Origin of the sequence: Rhizobium grahamii, assembly GCF_009498215.1 — a bacterium.
Taxonomy (GTDB): domain Bacteria; phylum Pseudomonadota; class Alphaproteobacteria; order Rhizobiales; family Rhizobiaceae; genus Rhizobium; species Rhizobium grahamii_A.
Genome location: NZ_CP043498.1, coordinates 3,361,706 through 3,375,668, shown reverse-complemented (window position 1 = coordinate 3,375,668; position 13,963 = coordinate 3,361,706). Strand labels below are relative to the sequence as shown.

Here is a 13,963-nt window from a genome sequence, read left to right as displayed (position 1 = left end):
GCTCCTATCGGCCGAGCGCGGCGGCTATATCTGCTCCAACCAGTTCGGCCGCTTCGCGCGAAGCGCGATCTTCGGCGTCACGAATGGCGCGTTGCTTCGCGAATTCCTGGGCAGGGAAATCCACCAGCGCGGTGACCGAACGGTTGCCCGCCTTGATCACATGATCGTCCTTCGTTGATTTCAGTGTGTAGTCGACGCTGACGGTCGCACGGCCGGCGCGCGAGGTGTCGGAAGAGGCGATCAGCAGGGTGCCGATGACGCTCGACTTTGCATTGAACTCGACCTTGTAGTCGGCGTTCGCCGGCTCGCCCGCGCCACGCGAGGCGAGGAAGATTAAGCGGTTTCTGACTTCCTGCTCAACGCGGTTCGTTGCTTCAGAGAAGGCAACGGATTCAAGCTTTCCTGCAACGCCGGAGCTTTCCGAATAGAGCGGCCGCACCTGGCAGCCAGCAAGAAAAACCGTGGCTACCAGCGTTGCCACGAGACCCACGCGGCCAGCCAGCTTCGAAACGATTCTAGACGACAATGTTCACAATCCTTTGCGGAACCACGATGATCTTCTTTGGTGCCTGACCGTCCAAGACCTTCTTGACCTCGTCCAAGGCAAGCGCAGCCTCGCTGACGGCATTCTGATCTGCGTCGCGCGAGATTGTCAATTCAGCCCGCTTCTTGCCGTTGATCTGTACCGGCAGAACGAGGTCGTTCTCGGTGACGAGGCCTTCCTCGAACGCCGGCCAAGGCTGCTTGGCGAGCACGCCGCCGGAGCCCAGGGTTGCCCAGCATTCCTCGGCCAGATGCGGCGTCATCGGCGCAACCAGTTGGATGAGGATCTCAGTCGCATTCTTTACGGCAGCGCGATAGTCGTCACTGGCCTTGCCGGCGGCGACGTTGCTCAACGGCGCTGCCAGCGCGTTCACCAGTTCGTAGATCCGCGCGACAGCCTTGTTGAACCACAGCTTGTCGTAGTCGTTCTGGACGGCTTTCAGCGTCTTGTGGGCAATCTGCGAGATCGCCAGAGCGTCGCCTTCCTTAGCCGGAGTCGGCTGGATGTCGCGAAGGCTATCAGCAGCCTCGGACACCAGGCGCCAGAGACGCTGCGTGAAGCGATGTGCACCCTCGACGCCCGCCTCCGACCAGATGACGTCACGCTCAGGCGGTGAATCCGACAGCACGAAGAAGCGTGCGGTGTCGGCACCGTAAGAGGCGATGATGTCGTCGGGATCAACGACGTTCTTCTTCGACTTCGACATCTTCTCGATCGAGCCGATCGAAATCTCTTCGCCATTGGAGAGAAGATAGGCGCGGCGCTTACCGTCCTGTTCGTCGATGCTGATATCGGCCGGGGCGACCCACTCGCGGCTCATGCCGGCGCCACGGCTGTAAGTCTCGTGGACCACCATGCCCTGCGTAAACAGGCCCTTGAAGGGTTCCTTGACGTCGACATGCCCGGTTTCGCGCATGGCGCGCGTGAAGAACCGCGAATAAAGAAGGTGAAGGATGGCGTGCTCGATGCCACCGATATACTGATCGACCGGCAGCCAGTGATTGGCGGCCTGAACATCGGTAGGTACCTGCTCCCAAGGCGCGGTGAAGCGGGTGAAGTACCAGCTGGAATCCACAAAGGTGTCCATCGTGTCCGTCTCGCGGCGCGCGTCTTTGCCGCAATGCGGGCAAGCGACGTGGCGCCATGTCGGATGGCGATCAAGCGGGTTGCCGGGCTGATCGAAGGTCACGTCTTCCGGCAGCTTAACCGGCAGGTCCTTTTTCGGGACCGGAACGACACCGCAATCCTCGCAGTGAATGACCGGAATCGGGCATCCCCAATAACGCTGGCGCGAAATGCCCCAGTCACGGAGACGGAAGTTCACCTTCCGCTCGCCCTGTGGCTGATTGCCAAGAGCGGTTGCGGTCAGGCGATCGGCGACGATCTCGAATGCTTCCGCTGTCGTCTTGCCGTCGAGGAAGCGCGAGTTGATCATGACGCCGTCGCCATCATAGGCAACGTCGTCAACGCTGAAGGTCGCCGCGTCGCCGTCTTTCGGCATGACAACCGGAACGACGGGAAGATTATACTTGCGAGCGAAATCGAGGTCGCGCTGGTCGCCGCACGGGCAACCGAAGATGGCGCCGGTGCCATAGTCCATCAAGACGAAGTTAGCGACGTAGACCGGCAACTCCCAGGTCGGGTCCAGCGGATGCTGTACCTTGACGCCGGTATCGATCCCCTTCTTTTCAGCAGTTTCGAGAGCCGCAAGCGACGTGCCCGCACGGCGGCATTCCTCGCAGAATGCTTCAATGGCAGGATTCTTGGCGGCAACTTCCTTGGCAAGCGGATGATCCGCGGAGATTGCCAGGAACGAGGCACCAAAAAGCGTGTCAGGCCGCGTCGTATAGACCGTCACTTCGCTCTCGCCGGCTGGAGCCGTGCCGGGGACGATTGCCCAGCGGATCGCCATCCCCTCGGAGCGGCCGATCCAGTTCTTCTGCATCAACCGGACCTTCTCAGGCCACTGGTCGAGCGTATCCAGTGCGTCCAGCAGGTCCTGGCTGAAATCGGTGATCTTGAAGAACCACTGCGTCAGTTCCCGCTGTTCGACCAACGCACCGGAACGCCAGCCGCGTCCGTCGATGACCTGCTCGTTGGCGAGAACGGTATTGTCGACCGGATCCCAGTTCACCTTGGACTGCTTGCGGTAGACCAGGCCTTTTTCGAGGAAGTCCACGAACAGATGCTGCTGGTGCTGATAGTAGGCAACATCGCAGGTCGCGAACTCCCGGCTCCAATCGAGCGATAGACCCATCGCCTTCAGCTGCGCCTTCATCGAGGCAATGTTCTGGTATGTCCAGGCAGCCGGATGGACCCCGCGTTCCATGGCGGCATTCTCGGCCGGCATCCCGAACGCATCCCAACCCATCGGGTGCAGCACGTTGTAACCGCGCGCGCGCTTGTAGCGCGCTACAACGTCACCCATGGCGTAGTTCCGGACGTGCCCCATATGGATCCGGCCGGACGGATACGGAAACATTTCAAGCACATAGTACTTGTCCCGCAGATCGTTGTTGTCGGTCTCGAAGACCTTCTCCTCGTTCCATTTCTGCTGCCAGCGAGGCTCAGCATCGCGCGGGTTATAACGTTCGGTAGCCATGGTATTCGTATTTCCGGAAAATCAAGGGAAGTTGGTGCTGACCTTCACCATGAAACCACCTTAGCGTCAAGTTTTGAGGCCATCGGAAGCGTCGTATCATCGCGACTACGTGACAAATTGCGGCTTTTCGGCCTTGGCAATCTCCAGCGAGCTGTTTAGTCAATGCGAAATTCCTTCGACCATCCGCAGGGGCGCAAAATGGAACTTCAAGAGCGATTGAACGAAGTGCGTTCGAAGATCGACGCCGCCGAGCGCCAATCGGGGCGGATCGCCGGTTCGGTTCAGCTGGTCGCGGTTTCCAAGACTTTCGATGCCGATGCGATCAGGCCCGCGATTGCTGCGGGCCAACGTGTATTCGGCGAAAACCGGGTCCAGGAGAGCCAGGGAAAATGGCCACTTCTAAAGTCGGAAACGGCGGGGATCGAGCTGCATCTGATCGGTCCGCTGCAGTCCAACAAGGCGGCCGAGGCGGTTGCCCTCTTCGACGTGATCGAAACGGTTGATCGTGAAAAGATCGCGCGAGCGCTTGCTGAAGAGATGAAGCTTCAGGGCAAAGCCCCTCGGCTGTTCGTTCAGGTCAATACCGGACTCGAGCCTCAGAAGGCTGGCATCGCGCCCGACGACGTTGTTGCGTTCGTGGAATTCTGCCGCCGGGACCTTGGCCTGGAGATCGAGGGCCTGATGTGCATTCCCCCCGCCGACGAGAATCCGGGGCCGCATTTTGCGCTTCTGGCGAAGCTCGCCAAGCGCTGCGGCGTGGCAAAGCTCTCCATGGGTATGTCCGGCGACTATGAAACGGCGGTCGCTTTCGGCGCGACCAGTGTCCGGGTAGGTTCAGCAATATTCGGCGCTCGCTGATACGCTGCTTTCGTCTGGCTTTTACACTTGCGTTCCCTCCCCTAGATTGAGGCTGTAGTTGCATATCCTGGGGAGGAGCAGATGCAGGGAGCTTACGAACGCGCGTATGCTGAATGGCGACGCGATCCCGAAGGATTCTGGCGGGACGCTGCGCGGGAGATCGCCTGGTATCGCAGCCCGACCCAGATATTCACTGCGGATGGCGGGCCATACGGACGATGGTTCGCTGATGGGGAAACAAACACCTGCTATAACTGTCTCGACCGCCACATAGCCGATGGCAGGGGTGGTGATACGGCGGTCATCTACGACAGCGCGATCAGCTCGACAAAACGCAGCTATACGTTTGATGATGCCTTGCGCGAGGTGAACGCAATTGCGGTCGTGCTGCGACGCCTGGGCATCCAGAAGCGTGATCGGGTCGTCCTCTATATGCCGATGGTGCCGGAGGCTATTTTCTCGATGTTGGCTTGTGCCCGCATCGGCGCGGTGCATTCGGTCGTTTTCGGCGGATTTGCAGCCAATGAATTGGCATCTCGAATCGATGATTCGGAAGCGAAACTAATCATTACGGCCAGCTGCGGCCTCGAGCCTGGGCGCGTCGTGCCTTATAAGCCACTGGTCGATCAGGCGCTTGCGCTTGCAAAGGTCAAGCCGCAACATTGCCTTGTTCTGCAACGGCCGCAGTTGACGGCGGACCTTACAGCCGGGCGCGACCTCGATTTCGAAAGCCTGATCACGGACGCACGGGGGCAAGACGTCGAGTGCGTTTCGGTGAAAGCGACCGATCCTCTCTATATCCTCTATACGTCGGGCACGACCGGCCAGCCGAAGGGCGTGGTGCGTGACAATGGCGGCCATATGGTCGCGTTGAAATGGTCGATGGCCAATATCTTCGGGGTCAGGCCAGGCGAAGTCTTCTGGGCGGCGTCCGATATCGGCTGGGTCGTCGGCCATTCCTATATCGTCTACGCGCCTCTCTTGAGTGGGGTGACGACCGTTGTCTTTGAAGGCAAGCCGATCGGTACGCCCGATGCCGGTACTTACTGGAGGATTGTTTCGGAGCATCGCGTCCGGGTTCTCTTTACCGCACCGACAGCGTTTCGGGCTATTCGCCGCGAGGATTCCGAGGGCAGCTTCATCCGCACTTATCCGATGCCGGAGTTCCGCGCGTTGTTCCTCGCCGGCGAACGGGCCGATCCGGAAACGTTAAAATGGGCGGAGCGGATGCTTGGGGTGCCGGTCATCGATCACTGGTGGCAGACGGAAACCGGGTGGCCGATGGTGGCGAATCCATTGGGAATAGAGCAATTGCCGGTCAAGCACGGCTCGCCGTCAGTGCCGATGCCGGGTTACGACATCAGCGTGCTTGACGATGCCGGTCACCTGGTACCCTCGGGAACGCTTGGCAACATCGTCGTTCGCCTTCCCCTCCCCCCGGGCTGCCTGCCGACATTATGGAAGGCTGACGAGCGATTTCGCCAAGCCTATCTCGAAGAATTTCCTGGCTACTACAAGACGGCGGATGCCGGATATGTCGATGAGGATGGATATCTCTTCATCATGTCGAGAACCGACGACATCATCAATTGCGCCGGCCATCGCCTATCGACGGGCGCAATGGAGGAAGTCGTCGCAACGCATCCTGACGTCGCCGAATGCGCAGTCATCGGTGTTGCCGATGCGCTCAAGGGGCAGGTCCCCTGCGGGTTGCTCGTGCTCAAGAAAAGTGTTTCACGGGAAACACACGCCATCGAATCCGAGGTGGTAGCCCTGATCCGCGACAAGATCGGCCCCGTCGCCTGTTTCCGAACCGCAATCGCCGTCGATCGCCTGCCGAAAACGCGCTCTGGCAAGATCCTGCGCGGCACGATGCAGAAGATGGCAGATGGCCTTCCCTGGAAAATGCCGGCAACCATCGACGACCCGGCCGTACTGGAGGAAATCGCGGCTGCCCTGCGCACGCGCGGCTTTGGCGGGCTGCCGATGTAGGCAATAAAAAACCCGGCCGAGGCCGGGTTTCCAGAATGCTTCACTGACCGATTGGATCAGTACCGGTCGTCCCCGTCCTCATCCTTGGTGGAGGACTTCAGCGACTTCAGCTTTGCGAAGACCGCATCCGCATCGATTTCCTTCTCCTCTTCGCGCTCGAAGCTCGGAGTCAGTCGTTCGGTTTCCTGAGCGGACTGCAGGGTTGCGCCAAGTTCGGCAGCGGTCGGCAGCGGCCGGTTCTTCGCGGCCTTCTCGACTTCCATATCGAGATCGATCTGGCTGCAGAGGCCAAGCGTGACCGGATCCATCGGCGTCAGGTTCGCGGCGTTCCAGTGGGTGCGCTCGCGGATCTGCTCGATGGTCGACTTGGTCGTGCCTACGAGGCGAGAAATCTGGGCGTCCTTGAGTTCCGGATGGTTGCGGACCAGCCATAGAATCGCATTGGGGCGATCCTGACGCTTCGAAACTGGCGTATAGCGCGGGCCACGGCGTTTCGACTCGGGAACGCGAACCTTCGGCTCGGAGAGCTTGAGCTTGTAAGCCGGGTTGTTCTCGCCGCGGGCGATTTCGTCGCGCGAAAGCTGGCCGGTGGAGATCGGATCAAGGCCCTTGATGCCCTGTGCGGCCTCGCCGTCGGCAATTGCCTTGACTTCGAGCGGATGCAGTTTGCAAAACTGGGCGATCTGATCGAAAGACAGGGCTGTGTTGTCGACGAGCCAGATGGCGGTCGCCTTCGGCATAAGCAGCTGTTGAGCCATGGATATAGTCCTTCTGTCGTCCGCGCCGGTGTCGCGGTCCGTGGGTTGTCACCACTATGTCCGGGAAATATGGCGCTATATAACCGCAGTGACGCAGAATTGCAATTGATCGTAAGTGAAATGACCTTTGTCTAATTGCCGGGCCTTTGCGACCTGCTATGAATGCGCCGTTGCGGTGCGTATTGCGGCACAGCGATCGATGCCCGAGTGAGGAGGATTTCAATGTCGGAGAAGATCTACCCGGTTCAAAAACCGGTTAAAAGCCATGCGCTTATCGACAAGGCCAAGTACGAAAAGTGGTACGAAGAAAGCATCGAGAATCCCACCAAGTTCTGGGATAAGCATGGCAAGCGGATCGACTGGTTTAAGCCTTACACAAAGGTCAAGAATACCTCCTTCACGGGCAAGGTCTCCATCAAATGGTTTGAAGACGGACAGACGAACGTCTCCTACAACTGTATCGACAGACACCTGAAGACGAACGGCAATCAGACCGCGATCATCTTCGAAGGCGACAACCCCTACGTCGACAAGAAGATAACGTACAACGAGCTCTACGAGCACGTCTGCAAGCTCGCCAATGTCCTGAAAAAGCACGGCGTCAAGAAAGGCGACCGGGTCACCATCTACATGCCGATGATCCCCGAGGCGGCTTATGCGATGCTTGCTTGCGCGCGCATCGGCGCCGTGCATTCGGTCGTATTCGGCGGTTTCTCTCCGGAAGCATTGGCCGGCCGCATCGTCGATTGTGAATCGACCTTCGTTATCACCTGCGACGAAGGCGTGCGCGGCGGCAAGCCAGTGCCGTTGAAGGACAATACCGATACGGCAATTCATATCGCTGCGCGACAGCACGTGATCGTCGAAAAGGTTCTGGTGGTTCGCCGCACCGGCGGCAAGACCGGATGGGCGCCTGGCCGCGACCTCTGGTATCATCAGGAAACCGCAACGGTGAAAGCTGAGTGCCCGCCGGTTAAGATGAAGGCGGAAGATCCGCTCTTCATCCTCTATACGTCTGGTTCGACCGGCAAACCGAAGGGTGTTCTGCACACGACCGGCGGCTATCTGGTCTATGCTTCGATGACGCATGAATACGTTTTCGACTATCACCCCGGTGACATTTACTGGTGCACGGCGGATGTGGGTTGGGTGACGGGACACTCCTACATTGTCTATGGACCGCTCGCGAACTGCGCCACGACGCTGATGTTCGAGGGTGTTCCCAACTTCCCAGATCAGGGCCGATTCTGGGAAATCATCGACAAGCACAAGGTCAACATTTTCTACACAGCGCCGACGGCGATCCGCTCGCTGATGGGTGCGGGGGATCACTTCGTGACCCGCTCCTCGCGGTCGACGCTTCGCCTGCTCGGTACGGTTGGCGAGCCGATCAACCCCGAAGCCTGGGAATGGTACTACAACGTCGTTGGCGACAAGCGCTGCCCGGTCATCGACACCTGGTGGCAAACGGAGACTGGCGGCCACATGATCACGCCGCTGCCCGGCGCAACCGATCTGAAGCCCGGTTCCGCCACGCTGCCTTTCTTCGGCGTGAAGCCTCAGCTGGTGGATAATGAAGGCAAGGTGCTCGAGGGTGCAGCGGATGGCAATCTCTGCATCACGGACAGCTGGCCGGGACAGATGCGAACGGTCTACGGCGATCACGAGCGCTTCATCCAGACCTACTTCTCGACCTACAAGGGCAAGTACTTCACCGGCGACGGATGCCGTCGTGACGAGGATGGCTACTACTGGATCACCGGTCGCGTCGATGACGTTCTCAACGTGTCCGGCCATCGGCTTGGCACCGCCGAGGTCGAGTCGGCGCTGGTCTCGCACAGCCTCGTTTCCGAAGCCGCGGTGGTTGGCTATCCGCACTCGATCAAGGGCCAGGGCATCTACTGCTACGTCACGCTCATGGCCGGGAACGAAGGCTCCGATGAGCTGCGCCAGCAACTGGTAAAGCATGTCCGCGCGGAGATCGGTCCGATTGCTGCGCCCGACAAGATCCAGTTTGCGCCCGGTCTTCCAAAGACGCGTTCCGGAAAGATCATGCGCCGTATCCTGCGCAAGATTGCCGAGGATGACTTCGGTTCCTTGGGGATACTTCGACCCTTGCGGATCCGGCGGTTGTCGAGGATCTCATCGCGAACCGCCAGAACAAGGCGACGGCGTAAGCTACAAGCCGCCAGACTCTGGCGGCTTAGTTCTCTTCGAGGCAGGGGGTGGCCGGCTTGCGGCCACCATCGTAAGCGCGGACAATTCCCGTCGAGAGAAGATATTGAGCCGGATTCCGGCCATCCGCCAACGTCACATTTGCCAGAATCCGACCGAAATATTTGTCGCCTGCGATCGCGGTGAGCTTTATTTCCGGAGAAATGTTCGTCATCTCCTCAAGCGCATGGCGGGCATCGATGCCGGCGCGCCTGACTGCAGCGCATTTGGAGTGCATCTCCGGTGCGTCGATGCCTCGAATGCGAACGTAGACTTCCATGCTCTGCTGCGGCCACGGCCGCGCCTGAACCAGAAGAGTGTCGCCATCGATTACCCGTAGGATTTCCGCCGACACAGGACCTTCGATCTCGTCGCGTGCCGCCGCACCGGTCGCGAAAGCGATCATATAGACCAGGAGGAAAAACAGGCGCGTCGTCATATGAGGAATAAATTCCGATATTGACGGCAAGTCAATAGGAATATTTACTTAGAAATCGATTGCGCGACCATTGATTTCCCAGTCGCCGAAACGTGCGGGGTCGGCTCCGCCTCGTCCGCCGATCTCTTTCGGCATGTCGACGGGCGCTTGTTGCTTCCTTCGTTCCTCGGCTTCCGCCAGCGCGCGCCTGGCGGCTGGTGACAACATTTTGCGCTGAGACGCAGAGTCATCGTTGACCACTGGCTCTGCATTGTCGTTGTCTGCTTCCTGCGTCATGTGCTGTTGCCTGAAAAATATTGAAAATGGGCTGTGAGCAACCAAATCATAGTGCGCCGGCAGCATGATTGGAACCTCCCAAATTCACGCGGCCTGTCTGAACCGCCATGGAGAAACCGATGAATCTTGTTCGTACCGCGATGTTGCTGGCCTTCATGACGGCGTTGTTCATGCTGGTTGGCTTCATGATTGGCGGCCGCGGCGGCATGATGATTGCCTTCCTGATGGCCGCGGGCATGAACTTCTTTTCCTATTGGAATTCCGACAGGATGGTGCTCTCGGCCTATCGCGCGCAGGAAATAGACGAGCGCAATGCGCCGGAATTCTACACGATTATCCGCGATCTTTCGCACAATGCCGGTTTGCCGATGCCTAAGGTCTATCTTTACGATAGCCCGCAGCCAAACGCCTTTGCGACGGGGCGCAATCCTGAAAATGCTGCCGTAGCGGCATCAACGGGCCTTCTCAGCGCGCTCTCGCCAGAAGAGGTCGCCGGAGTCATGGCGCATGAACTGGCACACGTTCAGAACCGCGACACGCTGACGATGACGCTTACGGCAACGCTCGCGGGCGCGATTTCGATGCTGGGCAATTTCGCTTTCTTTTTTGGCGGCAATCGCGAGAACAACAACAATCCGCTCGGATTTATCGGCGTATTGCTTGCCATGATCGTAGCGCCGCTGGCTGCCATGATGGTTCAGATGGCCATCAGCCGCACGCGCGAATATTCTGCGGACCGGCGCGGGGCCGAGATTTGCGGAAATCCGCTCTGGCTGGCTTCGGCACTTGGCAAGATCGCCCGCGGGGCGTCGCATATTCCGAATGCAGATGCTGAGCGCAATCCGGCGACTGCGCATATGTTCATCATCAATCCGCTGACCGGCGCCGGCATGGATAATCTGTTCTCCACCCATCCAAACACGGAAAACCGGATCGCCGCCCTCGAGGAAATGGCGCGGAGCGGGATGAACGTCTCGACGTCCCCTGCTCGTGCTGCTAATCCGGTGCGCAAATCGCGCTCTGTTCCGAATACGGGCCTCAGCCGCGGTGGCTCGCAACCGCCAAAGGGTCCCTGGTCTTGAATTCAGACGGCAAGAAAAAGCCATTTCGCAAACAGAAATCTCCCGCTTCTCGTGGGGCTGAGGCCGTCGAGAAGCCAGGATTGCAGGCGCGGGCGGCGGCCGCAAAGATTCTGTCGGCCGTCGTGGATCGCAAACTGCCGCTCGACGGGGCTCTCGACCACGAGCATGGAAACCCTGCCTACAAGGTTTTGGCCGAAGATGATCGAGCCCTCGTCAGGGCAATTCTGAACAGCGCACTTCGTCATCTGCCGCGTATCGAAGCTGCGGTTTCGTCGCTTCTCGACTCTCCTCTGCCGGAAGGCGCACGCGCTCTTCAGCACGTTATCTCCGTTGCGGCGGCGCAGATCCTCTATCTCGACGTGCCCGATCATGCTGCCGTCGACATTGCAGTGGAGCAGGCAAATCGGGATCCACGCAATCGTCGCTTTGCCAAGCTCGTGAACGCCGTCTTGCGTCGTCTCAGCCGAGAGAAGGTCGAGATACTGGAGCAGGTCGCCAGCGTTGCTGTTATGCCGGAGTGGTTTGTCCGGCGCCTAGAAGCGGTCTACGGGAGAGATGCGGCACATGCTATTTCGAACGCGCAGCTCGAGCCGGCGTCGATTGATCTTACCGTCAAGTCCGATGCGGCCAGCTGGGCGGAGCGATTGAACGGTTTCGTGCTGCCGACCGGAGGCGTGCGACTGGCTGCCTTTGAGGGCGGCATTCCCTCTTTGCAGGGCTTCGAAGATGGGGACTGGTGGGTTCAGGATGCTGCCGCCAGCATTCCTGCACAGCTCTTCGGCGATCTGACGGGAAAGCGGGTCGCTGATCTTTGTGCGGCGCCCGGAGGGAAGACCGCTCAGCTTATCGTCGCCGGCGGGGCGGTGACGGCTATCGAGCAGTCGGAAAATCGCATCAGGCGCTTGCGGAGCAATCTTGATCGCCTTGGACTGGAGGCGGAAACGGTCGCCGCCGATCTGACCAAGTATCAGCCGGACGAACTGTTCGACGCCATACTTCTCGACGCACCCTGTTCATCAACAGGCACCACCCGGAGGCACCCGGATGTGCTGTGGACCAAGGGGCCGGAGGAGATAGAGAAGCTTGCTGGCGTTCAGGAGCGCCTTCTGCGTCATGCGTTGACCCTCGTCAAAACCGGTGGCGTCATCGTGTTCTCAAACTGCTCGCTTGATCCCGCCGAAGGGGAGGCCGTCGTGGCGCGCATATTGGCCGATACGCACGGCTTCGAGCGTGTGCCGATAGAGCCGCGCCGCTGGCCTGGATTAGAGCGCGCAATCACGCCTGATGGTGAATTCCGTACCACGCCAGATATGCTTGTTGCTCCAACCGGCTTTGCTTCAGGGCTGGACGGCTTCTACGCCGCCATGCTGCGCCGTGTTGCCTGATGGAAAGGCAGCTGGCATAGTCGATCAGCCGTTTCAAAATGAATTGCCGACGGCTGTTGCTTCCGGGCCTGTTAATCCAATCCTAACTATATGAGTCGATAGACATAGACATGTGGTCCGGACGATTTTCAGGGCTTTACCTGCGGGAGGCTTGGCGGCGTATGCGCCTTCGCATTGCGCTGCTGCGCTTGCGATTGTTCAGGCATACCGTACAAGCACCTGATCGCCTCATCGTTGCTCCAACCGATCTGCGCGCAGTCGATCCGCACGTCGCGGAAGAGATCGTCAACGGCCGTTTCCCGCTTGCCGGACGACTATTGGAGACCGCCGGACGTTCGCCCTTTGCCTTGAGTCTACCGTCTCGTTCGTTCGCGATCAGGCTTCATAGCTTCGGATGGCTTCGGCACATGCGTGCCCGCAAGAGCGACGTACATTCAAACGCCGCCCGGGCGATCGTCAGTGGGTGGCTGGCCGTTCATGGTTCGCGCATGGAAGGTCTTGCGTGGGACATCGATGTCACCGCGCAACGCGTTATCGCCTGGCTCTCGCATTCACCGGTGGTGCTTCACAATTCTGACCGCGGTTTTTATCGCCGATTTGTGCGCTCGCTTGCTTTCCAGGTCCGTTTTCTTCGCCGGATGGCGCAATACGCCCCGCCGGGGGAAACGCTCTTTCGTCTGCGCATTGCACTCGCTATGGCATCGGTCTCGATGCCCACTCGTCAGGGCGCTTTGCGTAGGGCGGCAGAGGCGTTGGACCGCGAGTTCGATAGCCAGATTCTGCCCGACGGCGGGCACATCTCCCGCAATCCGCGCGTCGGACTGGAGCTGTTGCTCGATCTTCTGCCGCTGAGGCAGACCTACATCAATCTCGGTCACGACTTGCCGCAGAAACTGATCTCGGGAATCGACCGGATGTACCCGGCCTTGCGGTTCTTCAGGCATCAGGACGGCGACCTAGCCCTGTTCAACGGCGCGACTTCGACGCTGGCGACAGAGCTCGTATCCTTGCTGCGCTATGACGAGACCGCCGGCGAGCCTTTCAAGGCCATGCCGCATTCTCGTTATCAGCGGTTGGCCGCTGGGCGAACCGCGGTCATCGTCGATACCGGACTGCCGCCCGCTGGCGCCCTCTCCCGCACCGCTCATGCCGGCTGCCTGTCGTTCGAGATGTCGTCCGGACGCCATCGTTTCATCGTCAATGCCGGATCACCCAAATTTGCGGCTGCGAAATATACCCAGATGGCCCGAACAACGGCGGCGCACACGACGGTGACGCTCAACGACACATCTTCCAGCCGTTTTGCAACGTCGGACTTTCTCGCGCACGTGATCACCGATCCAGTGCGAATTGTCGATGTGGAGCGAACGCTTGCCGATGATGGGCGCGATGTCATTAAGGCAAGGCATGACGGATATGTGAAAGCCTTCGGTGCGCTGCACGAGCGCGAGTTGACGCTGAATGCGACCGGATCGATCATCACCGGCCGCGACACGCTTACCGTATCCGAGGAGAGAAAAAACGACGAAGCGCTGCAGGCCGTGGCACGCTTCCATGCCCACCCCTCGATCAATCTCAAGCAGATGGATCGCGAGTCCGTTTTGATGACGGCACCGGATGGGGAAACCTGGTTGTTTTCCTCGCCTGGAAACACGGTCGCTATTTCCGAGGACGTGTTCTTTGCTGACGCGTCGGGTATCTGCAGTTCGGACCAGATGGAGATAGCGTTCGCGCACCCTGGAAAGCCGGAAATCCGCTGGTTTTTATCGCGCAGAAGCTAGTGCCTGTTTTCGCGGGGCCAAAGCTGTGCTAA

General features: G+C 59.4%; 10 protein-coding genes and 1 pseudogene. 6 read left to right on the top strand and 5 right to left on the bottom strand.

Features of this window, described 5'->3' with window-relative positions; translation table 11 throughout:
• Positions 1-4: 4 nt before the first annotated feature.
• Positions 5-526, bottom strand: coding sequence for an LPS assembly lipoprotein LptE (gene lptE / locus FZ934_RS16215; RefSeq protein ID WP_153271904.1), 522 nt, complete (start codon positions 524-526; stop codon positions 5-7).
• Positions 516-3,146, bottom strand: coding sequence for a leucine--tRNA ligase (gene leuS, locus FZ934_RS16210; RefSeq protein ID WP_153271903.1), 2,631 nt, complete (start codon positions 3,144-3,146; stop codon positions 516-518). Before leuS ends, lptE begins: the two co-directional genes overlap by 11 nt.
• 198 nt (positions 3,147-3,344) lie before the next feature.
• Here leuS and FZ934_RS16205 point away from each other — a divergent pair, with 198 nt between their 5' ends.
• A complete protein-coding gene (locus FZ934_RS16205) occupies positions 3,345-4,004 on the top strand; it encodes a YggS family pyridoxal phosphate-dependent enzyme (protein ID WP_153271902.1) in 660 nt (219 codons plus the stop codon).
• Between the two features lie 81 nt (positions 4,005-4,085).
• Positions 4,086-5,996: a propionyl-CoA synthetase gene (locus tag FZ934_RS16200; RefSeq protein WP_153271901.1), complete on the top strand. Its 1,911-nt coding sequence runs from the start codon at positions 4,086-4,088 to the stop codon at positions 5,994-5,996.
• Between the two features lie 56 nt (positions 5,997-6,052).
• On the opposite strand, the gene FZ934_RS16195 is transcribed toward FZ934_RS16200, so the two are convergent.
• Positions 6,053-6,754 carry a DUF1013 domain-containing protein gene (locus FZ934_RS16195; RefSeq protein ID WP_153271900.1) on the bottom strand — a complete coding sequence of 234 codons (702 nt, stop codon included), beginning with the start codon at positions 6,752-6,754 and terminating at the stop codon, positions 6,053-6,055.
• A 222-nt stretch (positions 6,755-6,976) separates the two neighbouring features.
• Here FZ934_RS16195 and acs point away from each other — a divergent pair.
• Positions 6,977-8,931 (top strand): annotated as a pseudogene (gene acs, locus FZ934_RS16190) (acetate--CoA ligase).
• Between the two features lie 26 nt (positions 8,932-8,957).
• On the opposite strand, the gene FZ934_RS28190 reads toward acs, so the two are convergent.
• Positions 8,958-9,206: a hypothetical protein gene (locus FZ934_RS28190; protein WP_246737899.1), complete on the bottom strand. Its 249-nt coding sequence runs from the start codon at positions 9,204-9,206 to the stop codon at positions 8,958-8,960.
• Positions 9,207-9,455: 249 nt separating this feature from the next.
• A complete protein-coding gene (locus tag FZ934_RS16180) occupies positions 9,456-9,683 on the bottom strand; it encodes a DUF1674 domain-containing protein (RefSeq protein WP_153272476.1) in 228 nt (75 codons plus the stop codon).
• Positions 9,684-9,802: 119 nt separating this feature from the next.
• Between FZ934_RS16180 and htpX the strand changes: the two genes are divergently transcribed.
• The 3 genes from htpX (at position 9,803) to FZ934_RS16165 (ending at position 13,931) form a co-directional block, all read left to right on the top strand.
• Complete coding sequence (gene htpX / locus FZ934_RS16175) at positions 9,803-10,765, top strand: zinc metalloprotease HtpX (RefSeq protein ID WP_153271898.1); 963 nt, start codon at positions 9,803-9,805, stop codon at positions 10,763-10,765.
• Positions 10,756-12,150 (top strand): RsmB/NOP family class I SAM-dependent RNA methyltransferase, encoded by a 1,395-nt coding sequence (locus tag FZ934_RS16170; protein ID WP_153271897.1) that lies wholly within the window; start codon positions 10,756-10,758, stop codon positions 12,148-12,150. The genes htpX and FZ934_RS16170 overlap by 10 nt, the downstream gene beginning before the upstream one ends.
• Before the next feature lie 110 nt (positions 12,151-12,260).
• On the top strand, positions 12,261-13,931 hold the full coding sequence (locus tag FZ934_RS16165) for a heparinase II/III family protein (RefSeq protein WP_153271896.1): 1,671 nt from the start codon (positions 12,261-12,263) through the stop codon (positions 13,929-13,931).
• Positions 13,932-13,963: the final 32 nt, after the last annotated feature.

Coding starts and splice junctions, on each gene's coding strand:
- leuS (WP_153271903.1), bottom strand. CDS start 3,146: ATGGCTACCGAACGTTATAACCCGCGCGATGCTGAGCCTCGCTGGCAG.
- FZ934_RS16205 (WP_153271902.1), top strand. CDS start 3,345: ATGGAACTTCAAGAGCGATTGAACGAAGTGCGTTCGAAGATCGACGCC.
- FZ934_RS16200 (WP_153271901.1), top strand. CDS start 4,086: ATGCAGGGAGCTTACGAACGCGCGTATGCTGAATGGCGACGCGATCCC.
- FZ934_RS16195 (WP_153271900.1), bottom strand. CDS start 6,754: ATGGCTCAACAGCTGCTTATGCCGAAGGCGACCGCCATCTGGCTCGTC.
- FZ934_RS28190 (WP_246737899.1), bottom strand. CDS start 9,206: ATGCACTCCAAATGCGCTGCAGTCAGGCGCGCCGGCATCGATGCCCGC.
- FZ934_RS16180 (WP_153272476.1), bottom strand. CDS start 9,683: ATGACGCAGGAAGCAGACAACGACAATGCAGAGCCAGTGGTCAACGAT.
- htpX (WP_153271898.1), top strand. CDS start 9,803: ATGAATCTTGTTCGTACCGCGATGTTGCTGGCCTTCATGACGGCGTTG.
- FZ934_RS16165 (WP_153271896.1), top strand. CDS start 12,261: ATGTGGTCCGGACGATTTTCAGGGCTTTACCTGCGGGAGGCTTGGCGG.